Raw genomic sequence first — 20,010 nt, forward strand, 5'->3', positions numbered from 1 at the left:
TTAATATCAATTTAATATAATTAAGTTAATAACTAAAATTATTTATGTAATTTTTTTAGAAGATGATTAAATAGGATATAATTAATATAAGATAATAGAATTAATATAAATTGAATTTTTAGGAGTAATTTTATATGGGAATAAGATTTATTTATGGGAGAGCAGGAAGCGGAAAAAGTAGATTTTGTTTAACACAAATTAAAAAAAAGATAGAGGATAAAAAACAGAATAAGCTAATATTAATAGTTCCGGAGCAATATACTTTTCAGACTGAAAAAAAACTTCTAGAGTTAGTAGGTGAAAAAGCTCTTTTAAGAACTCAAGTTTTAAGTTTTAAAAGAATGGCACAAGTTATTTCAGAGGAATGTGGAGGAAGAGTTCATCAAATAATGAGTGATGAAGGTAAAAATATGCTTATTTATAAGTTGCTTCAAGAAAGGGGAGAAGAACTTAAATATTTTAATAAAATATCAAGACAGCAAGGTTTTATAGATATAGTTTCTAAAACTTTAACTGAATTTAAGAAATATAATATTTCCAAGGAAATGTTATTACAAGGTGAGAAAGATACTGATGATGAGGAATTAAAAGAAAAATTAAGTGATTTAATAGAGCTTTATAGTGAATATAATAATAGGATTGAATCAAATGTAATTGATAGTGATGATGAACTTACTATATTGGCTAAAAAGTTAAAGAATTGCAACATTTATGATGATGCAGAAGTTTGGATTGATGAATTTACTACTTTTACACCACAGCAGCTTGAAGTTATTAAAGAATTAGCTTTTAAGGCTAGAAAAATAAATATAACACTTTGCATAGATGAAAGTGGAAATAATAAAAATTCGGATGTAACAGATATATTTAATGCTTTAAAAAATACTGAAAAAAGAATTCTTAATCTTATGGAGGAAAACAATATTTCTTATTTAAGTCCTATAGATTTAAATAAAGAATATCCTTATAGATTTAAAGATAGTGAGGAACTTAAGCATATAGAAAAACATTTTTTCACATATCCATTTAGGATATATAGTGGAAAAAATAAAGATGTAAGATTATATAAGGCAAATAATACTTATGATGAAGTTGATACTATAGCAAAAGATATAATAAGACTTGTTAGAGATAAGGGATATAGATATAAAGATATCGCTGTTGTTTGTAGAAATATAGATTCTTATGAAAAAATAACATCTGTTGTTTTTAATCAATATAATATACCTTATTTTTTAGATAAGAAGATTGAGGTTCTTAGTAATCCTTTAGTCATATTAATACTTTCAGCTTTTGAAGTGTTTATTCAAAATTGGTCTTATGAAAGTGTATTTAAATACTTAAAAAGTGGACTTATAAACATAGAAAGAGAATATATTGATATATTAGAAAATTATATATTAGCTCATGGAATAAAAGGATTCAGGTGGACTACAGAAGAAGTTAATGATGGATATTTTGAAAGTGAAGATGTATATGAAAATAAGGATGAACTTCTTATAAAAGAAATAATGGAAGAAGTTCGCGAGCCTTTAATTAATTTCCATAATAAAATCAAAGGAAAGAAAAATAAGAAGGTTAGAGAAATTTGTAGTGCTATATACGAATTACTAATAGAGCTTGATGTATTCAATAAAATTGATGAATGGATTGATGTATTCAATGAAGAAGGATTAGAGGGCAAGATAAGAGAGTATGAACAAATACCTTCTATGGTAATGGAAATATTAGATCAAGCTGTTGATGTAATTGGGGATGAAGAAATATCTCCTAAAGATTTTTATAAAGTTTTAAATGCAGGTTTTCAAAGTAAAGAAATTGGTGTTATACCAGTTGCATTAGATCAAGTAAATATTGGTGATATAGCTAGAGTTAAGGGAAGGGACGTAAAGGCTCTATATATAATTGGGGTTAATGATGGAGTGCTTCCATCAACTAATAAAGAAGAAGGAATATTATCCGATAGAGATAGAGAAATATTAAAAGAGATTGGAATAGAACTTGCAGCAACAACTAAAGCAAGGGCGTTTGAAGAACAGTTTATGGTTTATACTGCGCTTACCATTGCTAGTAATTATATGATGGTTACTTATCCAATGGCAGATTTTGAAGGGAAGTCATTAAGACCTTCAATAATTATACCAAGATTAAAGAGAATACTTGCTAACTTAAAAGAAGAGAGCGACATATTTAATTATATTGATAAATATGATGAGTTTAATAAGGTAACAACACCTATTCCAACATTTAATGAACTTATATTGGCTATTAGAATGCAAGCTGATAATGAAGAAATAGATGATTACTGGAAAGAAGTATTTAGTTGGTATATAAATAATGAAGAGTTTAAGCAAAAGACAGAAATAATATTTAAGGGAATTGATTATTCAAATATTGGGGATGAAATTCCAAGAGATAAAATAAGAAAGCTTTATGAAAATGATAATGGGAATTTAAGATTTAATGTATCAAGACTTGAAAAATATGCAGAATGTCCTTTTTCTTATTTTGTTCAATATGGACTTAAGGCTAAAGATAGAAAGATATATGAGTTTTCAGCACCAGATCTTGGATCTTTTATGCATGAGATATTAGATAAGTTTACTAATAAAGTTAAAAATGAAAAACTTTCATGGTCTGAATTAAATAAGGAAAAATGTAGAGATATAGTAAATGAACTTGTTGATATAAAACTTAAAGAGGATAAAAATTCTGTTTTAAATAGTACAAAAAGATATAAATATTTCACTGATAGATTTAAAAGGATTATTACTAAGTCAGTTTCAATAATTGCAGAACAAATGAAGAGAGGGGAGTTTGAGGTTTTTAAAAATGAGTTTGAGTTTGGATCTTCAGAAGGTGGAGAGCCTATAAAACTTGATTTGCCTACTGGTGAAAGAGTTTATTTAACTGGAAGAATTGATAGGATAGATACCTTAGATATGGATGGAAATATATATCTAAGAGTAATAGACTATAAGTCAGGATCTAAAAAGTTTGACTTAACAGAACTTTATTATGGACTTCAAATTCAACTTTTAGTTTATTTAGATGCACTTATTAAAAATGCTGATTATATTTTAAATAAAGGAGTAATACCTGGTGCAATTCTTTATTTTAAAATTGATGATCCAATAATTAAAGGTAATAAAGAAATTGAAGAAAAAGAAATTCAAAAGCAAGTGTTAGATAAGCTTAAAATGAATGGATTACTTTTAAAAGATGCTAAGCTTATAAGGGCAATGGATAATACAATGGAGACATATTCATTAATAATACCAGCTGGATTTAAAAAAGATGGTGATTTTTCAGCAAGAAGCTCTGTTGCAACAGAAGAACAATTTAATATATTAAGAGAATATGTAAATAATAAAATGATTGAACTTTGTACTGATATGTTAAGTGGAAAAATAAAAATAGAGCCTACAAAAAATAATCAAAGAGCTTATTGTGATTTCTGTGATTATTCATCTATATGTCAATTTGACACTAGTATAAAAGACAATAAGTATAAGCTTGTATTAAAGAAAAAAGATGATGATATATGGAATAAGATAGAGAAAAATGTTAATGGAGAGGAGGTTATAGAATAATGGGAGAAACTAAATGGACTAAAGAACAACTTGAAGCTATTGATACTAGAAAATGTAACCTTTTAGTTGCAGCGGCAGCAGGATCAGGTAAGACTGCTGTTTTAGTAGAAAGAATAATAAAAATTGTTACAGATAATAATAATCCAGTAGATATAGATAGACTCTTAGTTGTTACTTTTACAAATGCAGCAGCAGCTGAGATGAGAGAAAGAATAGCAGCTGCAATAACAAAAGAACTTGAGAGAAATCCAAGTTCAACTAATCTTCAAAAGCAATTAACCTTATTAAGTAGGGCAAATATAACTACAATGCATTCATTTTGCCTAGATGTTATAAAAAATAATTTTCATACTATAGATTTAGATCCATCTTTTAGAATTGGTGATGAGACAGAAGGAACTTTATTAAAAAATGAGATAATAGAAGATTTGTTTGAAGATTTATATGAAAATGATGATAAAGAATTTTTAAAATTAGTTGAAGCTTATGGTGGAAGTAAAGATGATCAAAAGCTTAAAGATATTATTTTAAACCTTTATAGATTTTCAATGAGTGGTCCTTGGCCAGAAAAGTGGCTTAAAGATAAATCAGAAGATTTCAATATAAATACAATTTATGATTTAAATGATACAGAATGGGTTCAAGTATTAAAAAGTGATATATCAATGGAAGTTGATAGTTTTATTAATATGTATCACAATGCAATAGATATAATATCAAGCACAGAAGGAATAGAAGCATATTTAGAAGTATTTAATGATGAGTTATCTGGACTTATAAGTTTAAAGGCTGCTTTAAATAATGGACTTACTGAAATATATAATTCAATTTCTAAAATATCATTTGGAAGGCTTAAGTCTATACGAAAAAATAATGTTAGTGATCCTGATGCACAAGAGTTTGTTAAGGGAATTAGAGATCAAGTTAAGAAAAAAATAAATGGATTAAAAGAAGATATATTTTCAATGAATCCTGAAGAAATGTTATATGGGATACAATCATCATATCCTTTTATGAAGAAGTTATCGGATATAACATTAGAATTTTCTAAGAGATTCAGTGATAAAAAAAGAGATAAGAATATGTTAGATTTTAATGATTTAGAACATTTAGCACTTAAAATCCTTATTAATGATGAAAATGGAAATATAGAACCTTCAAAAGTGGCTTTAAAGTTTAGGGAGTTTTTTGATGAGGTATTGGTTGATGAATATCAAGACTCAAATAATGTCCAAGAGGCTATAATAAACTTAGTATCAAGAAAAAATACAAATAATCCAAATGTATTTATGGTTGGAGATGTAAAACAAAGTATATATAGATTTAGACAAGCAAAGCCAGAGTTATTCTTAGAAAAATATAATACTTACTCAAAAGAAAAAGGAACGGAAAATAGAGTAATTCAATTATATAAGAATTTTAGAAGTAGAGAAGAAATTATAAATGGAGTTAACTTTATATTTAAGCAAGTTATGTCAAATGCTGTTGGAGAACTTGAATATACTGATGATGAAGCTTTAAATTTGGGTGCTAATTTTAAAGAAGTAAAAGAAATGGGGGCATATGTAGGTGGACCTATAGAACTTCATATATTAGATAAAAATGAAAAGTTAGAAGAAATAGATTTAAGTGAAGAAGAGGATATAGATGCAATAAATCTTGAAGCAAAGGTTGTCTCTAAAAGAATAGCTGAACTTATGTCTGATTCTAATAAAGAAAAATTTAGAGTTTTAGATAAGGAAACAGGAGAATATAGACCACTTAAGTATAAAGATATAGTAATACTATTAAGAGCGACTAAAAATTGGTCAGAAATATTTTTGGATGAACTTGGTCTTGAAGGTATACCAGTTTATGCTGATACTGGATCTGGATATTTTGAATCAATTGAAATAAGAACTATAATGTCTCTTTTAAAAGTTATAGATAATCCACTTCAAGATGTACCTATGATAGCTATTTTAAAATCTCCTTTTATGGGTTTTACAGCAGAAGAACTTGGAGATATTAGAATGGTTAATAAAGAAAAATATTTTTATGAAAATATAATTCAAGTTATTAACGAGGATACTAATGTGTCTTGTGAGTTAAAAGAAAAGTGTAAGATGGTAGTTTCTTTAATAAATAAATGGAGAGATAAATCTTTATATATGCCAATTGATGAATTTATTTGGTATTTATATATGGATACATCTTATTATGGATATGTTGGAGCAATGCCAAATGGAGTATTAAGACAAGCAAATTTAAAAATATTATTCCAACGTGCTAAGCAATATGAACAGACTAGTTTTAAAGGTTTATTTAATTTCATAAATTTTATAAATAAACTTAGAAAATCTTCAGGTGATATGGGAAGTGCGAAAGTACTTGGAGAAAATGAAGATGTTGTTAGAATAATGAGTATTCATAAAAGTAAGGGATTAGAATTTCCAGTTGTATTTTTATCTGGAAGTGGAAAACAATTTAATTTAATGGATTTAAGTAATAGTATATTACATCATGATGACTTAGGTTTTGGTCCTGAATATGTAGATTTAGAAAAAAGAATAAGTTATAGTACTTTACCTAAAGATGCTATAAAGAAAAAAATAAGGCTTGAAACATTATCAGAGGAAATGAGAATATTATATGTTGCATTTACTAGAGCAAAAGAAAAACTTATTATAACTGGAAGTGTAAATAATATAGATAAGACTGTGGAAAAGTGGGTTAATGCAGCAAGTATAGAAAAAGAAAATATAGCAGCTTCAGAAGTATTAAAAGGTAAGTCTTATTTAGATTGGGTTGGAATGGCACTTTGTCAACATAAAGATGGTGAAGTATTAAGAGAAAAAGTTTCAGCATTTAATGATATAGCAAAAGATGATTTATCCACATGGGATATTAAAATATGGAGTAAAACTGACTTTGTTGTGGATAAAAAAATAGAGGCTGTGGATGAAATTTCTGTGGATAAAAATTTATTTATAGATTCGAAAGCAGAAACTGTGGATAAAGAAATAGAAAGAAGACTTGGTTATAATTATAAGTTTAATGAATTAACAACTTTGAAAAGTAATTTTTCAGTTTCAGATTTAAAAAAGAACAATTATGAAGAATTTGAGGAAAACAATAGTGAGAAATTATTTAGTGAAAAGATTCTAATAAAACCAAGATTTCTTCAGGAAGAAAAGGGATTATCAGGTGCAGAAAGAGGAACTGCTATGCATTTTGTTATGCAAAAAATAGATTATGATAGAGTTAGTTCTATAAAAGAAATAAAAGATCAGTTGGAAGAAATGGTCGATAATGAGTTAATTACAGAAGAAGAATTTAAGATAATAAATCCATTTAAAGTATTAAACTTTTTTAAAAGTGATATAGGAATTAGACTTTTGAAGGTTTATAGAGAAGGTGGAGTTGTTCATAGGGAATTGCAATTTTATACAAATGTGAAAGTAACTGAAGTTAATAATAATATATCAAAGGAATTAAAAAATGAAGAAGTAAGACTTCAGGGTATAATTGATCTTTTCTTTGAGGAAAATGGAGAAATAATTTTAGTTGATTATAAGACAGATTATATAGAAGAAAATGCTGAAGAAGAGATGAATAAAAAATATAAAATACAATTGGATTATTATACTGATGCATTGGAGAAAATAACAGGTAAAAAAGTTATAAGTAGGTATTTGTATTTATTTTATTTAGAAAAAGAATTGGAGATATAAAATATATAAAAGAGTAATCTTTTATATATTTTATGCTTAGTTTTACAATAAATAAAAGTATGATATATTATATATGATTATATTTTATAAATATAGTAATATCTTCAAAAAAATATATAGTTTAAATAAAATTTTTTCAATAAGTTAAATTTATGTATTAGTACTTACGAAAAATAAAATTTAAATAGGAAGGATAAATGACATGAAAAAATTATCGATAATAATACCTATGTATAATGAGGAAGAGTCATTGCCTCATCTTTATGAAAGATTAATAAAGTTAGCTGATAGTATACCAGATTATAAATTAGAATTTTTATTTGTAAATGATGGAAGTAAGGATAGTTCATTAGATATAGTAAGATCATATAGAGTTAATGATAAAAGAGTTTGTTACTTAAATCTATCAAGAAACTTTGGTAAGGAAGTTGCTATGGGAGCTGCTTTTGACTATGTTACGGGGGATGCTGTGGCTATAATAGATGCAGATCTTCAAGATCCGCCAGAACTTATAATTGAAATGATAAAGTATTTTGAAGAAGGCTATGATGATGTATATGCAAAAAGAAGAAGTAGAAAAGGAGAAACATTCCTTAAGAAGTTTACATCAAAAATGTTTTATAGAATGTTACAGTCAGTGTCTAGAGTCCCAATTCAAGAAGATACAGGTGATTTTAGATTATTAAGTAGACGTGCAGTAGAAGCATTGAAGGTATTTCCTGAAAAGCAAAGATATACAAAAGGAATGTTTAGTTTAATTGGATTCAAGAAAAAAGCAATAGAATTTGATAGGGATCCAAGAGTTGCAGGAGAAACAAAGTGGAACTATTTAAAATTAATAGACTTAGCAGTTGAAGGAATAACTTCATTCACAACAGCTCCACTTAGAGTTTCAACTATTGTTGGTGGAATAATTGCATTTGGAGCATTTTTATATATGATATTTACAGTTATAAAGACTTTAATTACTGGTATAGATGTACCAGGATATTCTAGTTTAATATGCGTAATGTTATTAATGGGAGGAATACAACTTATATTTTTAGGAGTAATTGGTGAATATCTAGGAAGAGTGTTTATAGAAGTAAAAAGAAGACCATTATATTTTATCGATGAATACTCAGGAACTGATGAGGATGAAGAAGTTATTAGAAATGAAATAACTAAGAACTTTGATACAGTGGGAAAAATTGATATATAAACTAGGAGAATAAACATGAAAATTTTTAATAAAATAAAAAAATCGCCAGTATTCATATATACTATAGTATTTTTTATAGTATTTTCATTATTTTATTTAATGTTCATTAAAAACAATAAATCATTAATTTGGGATGCTGATGGAATAAGACAACATTATTCGATTTTGTATAACTTTAATGAAACAATAAGAAATTTTATTAAAAATCCAGGGGCTGGGTTTCCTGAATGGTCATGGACAATAGGATATGGAAATGATTTAATGGCAACATATTCATACTATGTTTTAGGAGACTTATTTGATTACATATCATTATTATTTCCGTTAAATAAATTAGAGTTAGTTTTTAATTTATTAATTTTAATAAGATTATATTGTGTTGGAATAGCATTCATATTATATGCTAAAAAGATGAAGTTTTCTAAATATGCTTCAATTTTAGGTAGTATTTCATATGCATTTTCAGGATTTATTTTTATGTCAGCAATTAAGCATCCATATTTTATAAATCCATTAATTATATTACCTTTAGCATTTATATGTATAGAAAATGTACTTCAAAATAGAAAAAAATATATGTTTTCAATAATTGTTGCAATAGCTATGATTTCAAATTTTTATTTTTTCTATATGATTGCAATAATTAGTTTGATATATGCATTTTTAAGGTATGTTGAATTATACAAAAAGGAAGGATTAAAATTCTGGAAGTATTTATTGAATTTAATTATATATTTTGCAATTGGATTATTGATTTCCGGAATTGTTTTAGCACCAACATTATATACAATACTTAATTCTTCAAGATTAGCTAATGAAAGCAGTCAAGCAAGTATGATATTGTATCCAATTTCATATTATTTAAATTTGATTTATGGATCTATATCAGGGGGAAGTTATCCATTTTGGGTTGTTTTAGTATTCCCTATATTAACAATTATTTTATTACCAATTGCTTTTAGAAATAGAAAAGAATATAAAACATACTTTTATATGATAATTATATTTTCTGTGATGTTGCTTTTCCCAATAGTTGGGAAGGCGATGAATGGATTTTTATCTATATCAAATAGATGGACGTTTGCTTTTGCATTTATGGCAAGTGTAATTATAAGTGTTGGATATGATAATATAAAGAATATTTGTAAAAAAGATATTTTTTGGATGATTGCTATAATAATATTTTATATATTATTTGGATTAATACAATTTAAATTTACTGATTTTAAAAATAATATGTTACCTAGTATCATTATTGGTATTATTATTGTTGGAATAATAATATACAATTATAAGAATAAAGGTACTATAAATAATAAATGGATGTTTATTTATATTTTAATTTTACTTTCAGCAAATATAGTAATTAATAATTATTATAGGTATAATCCTAATGATGATAATTATATAGGACAATTTATGCAAAAAGGTAAAGCGTTGAATTATTATAAAAAATCATTTGATGGAGCTGAAAAATATATTAAAAAAAATGATAAAAGCTTTTATAGAATAGCTAAAGCAGATAATATTTCTCGTAATAATACTAGAAATAATTCTTTAGTTTTAAATTATAATGGAATAGATTCATATTTATCAGTTAATAATTCAAATTTATCAGAATTTGCTAATACTTTAAATAATAGATCATTTACACCAAATAGTCCTATTATTAATTTCGATAATAGAGCTTTAGTTAGTAATATAATGGGAGTTAAATACTATATAGGAAAGTCATCAAAAAATCCACATTTTGATCCATCAATTAAAAAAATTAAGGATGTTGGAAAATTTTCTGTATATGAAAAGGAAAATGGACTTCCGTTTGGTTATGTTTATAGTAATATACTGGATGAAAATAAATTTGATTTATTTAATGGATTAGAAAAAGAAGAATCTTTAGTTTATGCAGCAGCGATATCTTCTAAATATGCTAAGAGCAATATAAATAATATAAATACAAAGATAAATAATATAAATTTTGACACCAAAAGCAGTACAGCAAATATTAAGAAAAATGAAATAGTAGTTACTAAGGCTAATCAAAAAGTAATTCTTAATATAAAAAATAATACTATTCCAGCTGGTGAATTATTTGTAAATTTAGGTAATTTAAAATATGTACCTAAAAATAAAGAGATTAAATTAGATAATATCGGTAAATATGATGCATTTAAGTTAAAAGCATCATATAAAGATATAAGTAAAACATTTGATCAACGTGGATCATTAGATGGATCAGATTCATTTACTATGGATGCTACTTTAATTAATTTAGGATATTATAAAGAAGAGTCAAATAATGGTCAAAAAATTATTTTAACTTTTGATAAACCAGGAAAATATACTTTTGATTCATTAAATGTATTTAGTATGCCAGTTGAAGAATATAATAATGAAATTAATAAGCTTAAAGAGAATTCTATGAAGATAGATAATATCTTAAATGACAAAGTAATAGGGACTATAGATTCAAAGGTGGATGGTGTGATTACATTCCAAATTCCTTATTCTAAAGGTTGGACTTTAAAAATAGATGGAAAAGAAACAAATACTTTCCCTGTAAATAAAGCATTTTTAGGAGCAAACTTAAATAAGGGAAATCATAGTATAGAATTAACTTACAGAACTCCATTTTTAAGAATAGGATTAGTTTGTAGTTTTGTAGGAATAATAATTCTTATAGCTATATCTTTATTAGGTAAAAAGAGTATAAATAAAAAAATAAAATGATAAATATTAATAAAAAAGGTTAAATATATATTTAACCTTTTTTATTTTGTATATAATACTTAGCTTTTTCTAAAAGAATTTCTTTAGTGTTTAAAGAAGAATCTTTCAACACTAATTTAAGTAAATAATTAAGAGTTTCACCAATTATTTTTCCAGGTTGCAAATTTAAACTTTTAATTAAAGTACCACCGTCTATAGCTAAATCTTTAGTTGATAAAGGTTCCTTTGAATTTATAATAAAATTAGCTTTTTCAATCATAATATTTAAATTCTTTAGTGGTTCTTCATATAATTTTAAAGACTTTATATCAGCCTCTTGTAGTGCAAACAATAAATATATATTTTCAATAGAGACTCTATTTATTAGCCTTTTAATAGCTACATCAGTTGGATTTTCTAAAACATTCATATGTTCTCTAACTAATATACAAACTGAATTAATTGTTTTATTATCAAATTTAAATCTTCTAAGTATTCTTTTTGATATATATTCACTTTTTTTGTTATGACCAAAAAATCTACCATTATTACTTTCATCTATAAAGAAGCACTCAGGCTTTCCTATGTCATGAAAAAGTGCAGCTAAACGAACCGTTATATTTTTAGGACATTTTTCTATTACTGAAATAGTATGATTGAAAACATCTTCGAAATGATATTTATTTTTTTGATCAAAGCCTACACATGGTATTAATTCAGGTAATATTAAGTCTAATATGCCAGAATTTTTAAGGTTAATAAGGCCTTTTCTTGGGTTGTCAGAAACTAATAGTTTACATAACTCATCACGTATTCTTTCTATACTGACATTCTTAATTAATTCTTTATTTAATTTAATTGATTCAAATGTATTTTTTTCAATTTCAAAATTAAGTTGAGCAGAAAATCTTATAGCTCTAAGCATTCTAAGAGCATCTTCTTGAAATCTAGTATTACTATTACCAACTGTCCTTATTATTTTATTACTTAAATCATCTATGCCATTAAAATAATCTTTAAGGCCTTCTTTTGGATTATAAGCAAATGCATTTATAGTAAAATCCCTTCTTGAAAGATCATCTTCTATATTAGTTACAAATAAAACTTCATCTGGTCTTCTGTTATCTTTGTAAGTACCTTCAGTTCTATATGTAGTAATTTCAAAGGGCTCATTATCTATAATTACAGTAATAGTACCATGCTTAATTCCGGTTGGTATAGTTTTTGAAAATAAACTTTCAGTAATTGATGGAATGGCTGAGGTTGCTATATCAAAATCTTTGGGCTCTTTTTTTAATAACATGTCTCTTATACAGCCTCCAACTAAAAAAGCTTCATAATTATTTTTATAAAAAGTATCTATTATATATTGTGCGTTTTTAGGAACTTTAAATTTCATTATTTACCTCCTATATTAAAATACCTTACATATATTATAAGTTAATATGTAAGGTATTAATACATAAGGATTATAGATTAAAAAAATGTAAGCAATAAATTATTTTATTATAACTTTAGTTCCAGCATTAATTGTTTCATAAAGCCATTTTGAATCTTCTAGTGATAATCTTATGCAGCCATGAGATGCGGCTTTACCTAGAGTTGTATCAAGGATAGTTTCTTTATCTTTTGCATAAGGAATTGAATGAAAAAGATAATCACCTTGAAATTGAACCCAATATTTTCCACCTTGTTGATATTGCTCAGAGAAAAACCATTCATCTTTTTCTCTTATATCAAATACACCAGTTGGAGTTTCACTTCCTTCTTTACCCGTTGAACAGCTCATAGATTTTATTAAAGACCAATTATTCATATTACCCTTATATACGTTAGTTACTTGTGCATTAGTATCAACATAAATTAAGTAATCAGTTAAACTTTCTATGTTTAATGAGTTTATATTTGAAGTATTTATTACATTTACTATTTGACTTGAACTAACTGCTGTAGATTGTTTTTGATTAGTTAAATATTGATTTTTAGCAGTTTTAAGTTCATCTACTTTTTCTAGTAACTCTTTATCATTCTTTAATATTTCAAGTTTGCTTTCTATTAAATTTATAGCGGCAGTAAAGTATTCTTTTTCTTTATACTTTTCAACTTGGCTTAATAAGTTCTTTTTAAGTTCAGTATTACATTTTTCTATATATTCTTTAGCTATAGAATATGATGAATCATTTTCATTTATAGAGTTAAATATATTTAATGCATTTTCAAAGTTTCCTTTATCATATTCCTTTATTCCTTTAGATAATGGACTATTATCATCTATAGTACTTGAAAGTACTTCTTGCGTTTTATCAGAAGATAAAATATTATAACGTTCTATTTCTTTTACTACAGTATTAGCATCATTTGTAGTAATTTTATTTGAAACTAAATTATTTTCAATAGTAGATAGTTTGTCTTCAAAATACTCTCCTAAATCATTTTTTAAAAATATAGTTTTAAATATATTTAAATTAGATTTAGTTAAAATATAGTTATTAGCTTCAGTATACTTAGCTGAATCAAATTTATTTTTAAAGTTTGATAATAAATTTTTATAACTAAAGCCTTGATATGTTAACAGTATACTAATGATTAGAGCGCTTGCTATAGCAAAAGGTAATAATTTTTTGATGTTTAACTTTGATTTTTTTGAATTATTATTTTGATTTTTATCTTCTGGTATATTGATATCTTTGATATTATTGAAATTATCCATATGTGACAAAATAATCCCCTCCTAAAACTTTCTTATTAACAATTATTACCAAAAAATAACATATTAAACATGGATTGTTTAATAATCTAAATTAGTATGTTACTATATTTAAATAGAGGTTTATTAAATATAGATAAAAAAGGAGTATTTATAGTGAAGCGAAGCAATTTTTTTATTAAATTAAAGAACAATATATATAACATAAAAACTTTTTCAGATTACATAAAAGAAGGATTAGGAAGAGCTATATTATATGCACTTATGTTAAGTGTAGTACTTGGAGGAATTCAAGGAATATATACTGGGTTTAAAACAAGAGATGCTATAAAAAGCAGTATAGAAGAATTTAATAATCCAGATTATGAGTTTTCTATAAAAGATGGAATACTTCATACTAAAAAAAGTCCAATTAAAGTGGAAGATGGAAATACAGTAATATATTTAGATAGTAATAAAAAGTTAGATGAAGCTGATAACTTTAAAGATGAATATGTTCAATCAGATATGTATGTTTTATTACTAAAAGATGGGATAGAAGTTGGATCAGGAAGTTTAAATCAAACAGTTTCTTATAAGGATTCTGCTTTTAATAATTTAAATAATAAAATACTTACAGAGCAACTACAACTTGTAGCTAAATTTATAGCGCCAGTAGTATTTATTGTTATGATAGTACAATATTTTATAAATTATTTGCTTAATTGCTTAATTGTATCTGCTTTTACTATATTAATCGGAATGATTATGGGATTAAGAATGAGAGGAAGTGCAATGTATTCATTAGCTATATATGCAGGAACTCTTCCAAACTTATTATTATTACCATTTAGTATAATAAGACCTGATATATATTTTGATGTTGCCTTTTCTGTAGGAACAATTATATTTTCATGGTTTGTATTAAGAAATGTAAAGTATGAGCTTTTAAATAATAAAAGATAATATTTATATTTATAAAAGTAATTTCTAAAGATTAGAAATTACTTTTTTTGTTATAATTAAATTATTAGATTATATGAAATGAGGATGGTTATTTATGAAAATAATTCATACTAGTGATTGGCATATTGGAAAAATTGTAAATGAATTTTCTATGATAGAAGATCAAAAATATATGTTAGAAAATTTAATTAAACTTATAGATGAAGAAAAACCAGAAGTACTTATAATAGCAGGAGATATGTATGATAGGTCTATCCCTCCAGTTGAGGCTGTTGAACTTTTAAATGATACATTAAATGAAATTGTAATTAATAAAGATGTAAAAGTAGTTGCGATATCAGGAAATCATGATAGTGGAGAGAGAGTAAGCTTTGGAGCTAAACTTTTGGAAAGGCAAGGTTTATATATAGCCGGAAAAGATAATGAATTATTTAAAAAAGTAGTTATAGAAGGAAAAGATGAGATAGTTAATTTTTATTTAATTCCATATAAAGACCCAGCAGTTATAAAAAAGCTTACGGAAAATAAAAATATAAAAAGTCATAATGATGCTATGATTGAGATTTTAAATAAAATAAAATTAGAGGCAAATTTTGATGAAATAAATATAATAGTTGCTCATGGGTATGTAACTATGTATAGAGATAAAGCAAAAGATTTAAGTGATGATGAAATGTATAAAGTAGCTGACCTTGAAGTTTCAGAATCAGAAAGACCTTTATCTATTGGAGGAACAGAACTTATTGATTCAAGTATATTTGATGAATTTGATTATGTAGCACTTGGACATCTTCATGGAAGACAGAAAGTTTCAAGAGATGAAGTTAGATATTCAGGTTCACTTCTTAAATATTCATTCTCTGAAGTTAAACAAAAAAAGGGAGTAACTTTATTTAATATAAATAAAAATAAAGAGATTATTATAAATTTAAAAGAGTTTACTCCAATTAGAGATTTAAGAATAATAAAAGGTAATATAGAAGAACTTATAGAGATTGGAAGAAGTGACGAAAAAAGAGAGGATTATATACAAGCTATTCTTACAGATGAAGGGGAAATTATAAATCCAATCGAAAAATTAAGAGCTATATATCCAAATGTTATGTTAATAACTAGAGAAAAGAAAAAAATTTATGATGAAAATAGTACATCTGCTAAAAAAGGATATAAGAACAAATCTGAAAAAGAGCTTTTTAAAGAGTTTTATGAAGCTTTAGGAAATGGAGAATTTACTTTACAAAAAGAACAATTAATAGATGAAACTATAAATAGAGTTTTAAAAAAGGAGGTGTAATTTATGAGACCTATAAATTTAGTAATATCAGCATTTGGACCCTATGCTAAGGAGCAACAGTTAGATTTTGAAAAATTAAATGGTAGAAATATATTTGTTATCACAGGAACTACAGGTGCTGGAAAAACAACTATATTTGATGCTATAAGTTATGCTTTATATGGTGAAGCAAGTGGAGAAAGTAGAGAAAATGATTCACTTAGAAGTCATTTTGCAGATGAAAATACAGAAACCTTTGTTGAATTAGAATTTGAACTAAAGGGGGATATATACAAAATTAGAAGAAGTCCAAAGCAGCCTAAAAAGAAAGTTAGAGGAAATGGATTTACTGAAAAAGATTCAGAAGCAATACTTGACTTACCAAATGGCAAAAGAATAATCGGAATAAGTAATGTAAATGATAAAATAACACAAATATTAGGAATAAATAAAGCTCAATTTAAACAGATAGTTATGCTTCCTCAAGGTGAGTTTAAAAAATTACTTTTAGCAAGTTCTGTTGAACGTGAAGATATATTTAGAAAAATATTTAATACTTATAATTTTGAGAATATACAAGCTGATTTAAAAGAAAAAGCTATAAAGATAAGTAAAGAGAGAAATTCTTGCAAACAAAAAATTGAAGTTCATTTAGATAATATAAAAGGAGAAAACAATATAGAAATTGGTGAATATATTGATTTTCCAAAGGTTATAGAAGAACTTACAGAGCTTATAAAAAGTGAAAAAAATATATATAAAGATAAAGAAGATGATGATGAAAAATTAAATGTAGAAATAAATAAAAAGAGAATTGAAAAATCTCTATTAGAGCAAAATAATAGTTTACTTATTGAAAAGCAAAACACTGAATATAAGTTAAATAAATTAATATCAATGGAAGCTGAAATTAAGAGTAAAAAGATTATAAGTGAAAAAGCTAAAAGGGCTAAAGAAGTAAGTTATGTAGAAAAAAATTATTTGGAGAAAAGAGAATCGCTTTTAAAAAAAGAAGAGGATAAGAAAAAATCATCATTAAAAATAAATTCACTAGAAGATAAATTGATAGTTCTTGAAGAAGCCGTAAAAAGAGAAGAATCTAAAGAAGAATTTAGAAATAATCTTACAGAAGAAATTGGGAGATTAAGAAGTTTAGAGCCTAAAATTAAATTATATGAAGAGAATAAGATTAAAGCTTTAGGGTTAGAAAAAGATATAGTATCAATAAAAGAAAAAATAAAACTAAAAGAAGAGAATATAATAGCTTCAAAAGAAAAGAAAGAATTAAATGAGAAAAATATAAAAGAAATAAATGAAATAGAAATAAAAGTAGTTAATTTAAAAAATAATGTTGAGAATAAAGAAAAGATTATAAAAGAATTAAGAGATATATTTAGGATTATAGATGAATATGAAAAAGAAGTAGAAGAGCACAATGAGCTAAAGGAGAAGTACTTAAAGGTTGAGAAATTATATAACAATCTAAAATCAGAGTATGATTATATGCTTGATATATATAGAAAAGAACAAGCGGGTATACTTGCAGATAGTTTAAGAAATGGAGAACCTTGTCCAGTATGTGGCTCAAAAGAGCATCCAATGAAAGCAATAAAAAATAGTGAAAATGTACCTACTGATGAAGAGTTAAAGAAAAAGAAATTAGAATATGAAAAGGTTGAAGAAAAAAATAATTCTATGCTATTAAAGTTAACTTCTATTAATTCTAAAATTAAAGGTATTTTAGATAACATAAATAATTCATTAAATAAGCTTTCAGAAAGGGATGCTGATATAAATAATGAATACAATGAAAAAACATCTAAATTTGAAGTCACTAAATTGGGAAAACAGTTAAAAAGTGAAATAGAATCACTTAAAGAAGAACTTAAAGGTTATAATGAAAAAATAAAATTAAAAGAAGTAATAGATAAAAAAATAATAGAATTAAATAAATATTTAGAGGATTCAGGGGTAGAATTAAATTCATTAAGAGAAAAAGATAAAAATATTTATGCAAACATTCAAAGTATAAATGCTACGTTAAGCGAACTAAAAAATGATATACCAGAGGATATAACATCAATTGACAAACTTAATGAACTTATAAAATTAAAGTCATATGAATTAGAAGAAAGTAAAAAGAGGCTATTATTATCTATAAAAGATAGAGATGAAAATATAAGGTTAGTTGAAGGCGAAAAAGCTAAGGAAAAAGAAATAGAAAGTAATATAGTAGCATTAAGGAAAGATGTTTTAGAAATAAAAAATGACTTTGAAAAAGCTTTAAAAGAAAATAATTTTAATGATGAAGATGAGTATTATATAGCTAAAAGTAATATTGAAATATATAGTGAATTAGACGAAGAAATTGAAAAATTTGATAAAGAATTACTTATATTAAAAAATGAATATAAAAAATTAAATAAGAAATGTGAAAATATAGTATTTATAGATTTAAAAGATATAAATGAAAAAATTAATGAGTTAGAAAATATCAAAAAATCAAAAGAAAAAGAGATTAAAGATTTATATAACATTATAGAAAACAATAAAAATGTTTTATCTAAAGTAAAAGATTTAAATAAAGAATTAGGTAAAAAAGAGGAAGAATATAAAGTAATTGGTGAGCTTTCTGATCTTGCTAATGGAAAGAGAAGCCCGTATATATCTTTTGAAAGATATGTTTTAGCATCATATTTCCAAGATATAATAGATGCAGCTAATTTAAGACTTGAGAAAATGACTGGAGATAGATTTTCACTTAAGAGAAAAACTACAGTAAGTAAAGGTGCAGGACAAAAAGGATTAGAGCTTGAAATATATGATAATTATACTGCAACATCAAGAGATGTTAGTTCTTTATCAGGTGGTGAAAGTTTTAAGGCATCATTATCTTTGGCGCTTGGATTGTCTGATGTTGTACAATCAAGTGCTGGAGGAGTATCTTTAGAAACTATGTTTGTTGATGAAGGATTTGGAACATTAGATCCTCAATCTTTAGACAATGCTATAGATAGTCTTTTAGAGTTACAAAAAGGTGGAAGATTAGTTGGAATAATATCGCATGTTCAAGAACTCAAGGAAAGAGTTGATGCAAAAATTGAAGTAACATCAACAAAAAGAGGAAGTATAGCAGAATTTAATATTTTATAGAAATTTAAAGGCGAGAGTATCTCGCCTTTTTAGTATATTAAGGTTAAATTATTTAGCATATTCCTTACTAGGACCTTCTACTTTATGATCATATGTAATTTCAAAGAAACCTTGAGGATGCTTACAAGCTGGACATGCTTTAGGGGCTTCTAAACCTTCATAAATAAATCCGCAGTTTCTACATTTCCAATATTCTTTTTCATTACGCTTATATAAAAGACCATCTTTTAAATTAGCATGTAAATCTAAGTATCGTTGTTCATGATTTTTTTCTACTTCTAAAATGTGAGAAAATGCAGCTGCAACTTCTGGATATCCTTCTTCTTCTGCAATTTTTTTAAATTCAGGGTATGCAACTCCCCATTCTTCCTTTTCACCTTCAGCAGCATATTCCAAATTATCAAGAGTTGTTCCTAAACCAACTGGGTAATTTGTATCAACATGAATTTGATATTTACCAAGTCCTTGCACTAATAAATCATAGAATACTTTAGCATGAGCTCTTTCATTATCAGCAGTTTCAAGAAAAACAGCCTCTATATGTTTATGTCCTTCTTTAGAAGCAACACTAGCATAGAAAGTATATCTATTTCTTGCTTGAGACTCACCTGCAAAAGCTTTTGCTAAATTATCAGCAGTTTTACTTCCTTTTAAACTTTTCATGAGAAAAATCCCCTTTCGAATAGTATTCATTCTATAGTATTTACTATTCGAGA

Annotated in this window: 10 protein-coding genes; 7 read left to right on the forward strand and 3 right to left on the reverse strand. The window is 25.5% G+C overall.

From position 1 onward, the window contains the following. Positions 1 to 134: 134 nt before the first annotated feature. The 4 genes from addB (at position 135) to O212_RS0105090 (ending at position 11,237) form a co-directional block, all read left to right on the forward strand. Positions 135 to 3,593: a helicase-exonuclease AddAB subunit AddB gene (addB, locus tag O212_RS0105075; RefSeq protein ID WP_024614058.1), complete on the forward strand. Its 3,459-nt coding sequence runs from the start codon at positions 135 to 137 to the stop codon at positions 3,591 to 3,593. Beyond that, complete coding sequence (gene addA / locus O212_RS0105080) at positions 3,593 to 7,306, forward strand: helicase-exonuclease AddAB subunit AddA (RefSeq protein WP_024614059.1); 3,714 nt, start codon at positions 3,593 to 3,595, stop codon at positions 7,304 to 7,306. Before addB ends, addA begins: the two co-directional genes overlap by 1 nt. Positions 7,307 to 7,508: 202 nt before the next feature. Continuing rightward, complete coding sequence (locus O212_RS0105085; protein ID WP_024614060.1) at positions 7,509 to 8,507, forward strand: glycosyltransferase family 2 protein; 999 nt, start codon at positions 7,509 to 7,511, stop codon at positions 8,505 to 8,507. Positions 8,508 to 8,522: 15 nt separating this feature from the next. Further along, on the forward strand, positions 8,523 to 11,237 hold the full coding sequence (locus O212_RS0105090; RefSeq protein WP_024614061.1) for a YfhO family protein: 2,715 nt from the start codon (positions 8,523 to 8,525) through the stop codon (positions 11,235 to 11,237). A 31-nt stretch (positions 11,238 to 11,268) separates the two neighbouring features. Here the strand turns inward: O212_RS0105090 and O212_RS0105095 are convergent, their stop codons facing one another. Continuing rightward, positions 11,269 to 12,615 (reverse strand): CCA tRNA nucleotidyltransferase, encoded by a 1,347-nt coding sequence (locus O212_RS0105095; protein WP_024614062.1) that lies wholly within the window; start codon positions 12,613 to 12,615, stop codon positions 11,269 to 11,271. A 99-nt stretch (positions 12,616 to 12,714) separates the two neighbouring features. Next, the gene (locus tag O212_RS0105100) at positions 12,715 to 13,926 is read right to left on the reverse strand and encodes a L,D-transpeptidase (protein ID WP_242829559.1); all 1,212 of its coding nucleotides are present in this window, start codon (positions 13,924 to 13,926) and stop codon (positions 12,715 to 12,717) included. Positions 13,927 to 14,079: 153 nt separating this feature from the next. Here O212_RS0105100 and O212_RS0105105 point away from each other — a divergent pair, with 153 nt between their 5' ends. The 3 genes from O212_RS0105105 to O212_RS0105115 all read left to right on the forward strand — a co-directional run bounded on the left by O212_RS0105105 (position 14,080) and on the right by O212_RS0105115 (position 19,294). Continuing rightward, entirely contained in the window at positions 14,080 to 14,868 is a 789-nt protein-coding gene (locus O212_RS0105105) for a DUF1189 domain-containing protein (protein WP_024614064.1), read from the forward strand. 94 nt (positions 14,869 to 14,962) lie between these two features. Next, entirely contained in the window at positions 14,963 to 16,162 is a 1,200-nt protein-coding gene (locus O212_RS0105110) for an exonuclease SbcCD subunit D (protein WP_024614065.1), read from the forward strand. 3 nt (positions 16,163 to 16,165) lie between these two features. Beyond that, positions 16,166 to 19,294, forward strand: a complete 3,129-nt coding sequence (locus tag O212_RS0105115) for an AAA family ATPase (RefSeq protein WP_024614066.1) — start codon at positions 16,166 to 16,168, stop codon at positions 19,292 to 19,294. 48 nt (positions 19,295 to 19,342) lie between these two features. Here the strand turns inward: O212_RS0105115 and rbr are convergent, their stop codons facing one another. Beyond that, complete coding sequence (gene rbr, locus O212_RS0105120) at positions 19,343 to 19,957, reverse strand: rubrerythrin (protein ID WP_024614067.1); 615 nt, start codon at positions 19,955 to 19,957, stop codon at positions 19,343 to 19,345. Between the last annotated feature and the right edge of the window lie 53 nt (positions 19,958 to 20,010).

Origin of the sequence: Clostridium sp. Ade.TY (genome assembly GCF_000498355.1) — a bacterium.
Classification (GTDB): domain Bacteria; phylum Bacillota; class Clostridia; order Clostridiales; family Clostridiaceae; genus Clostridium.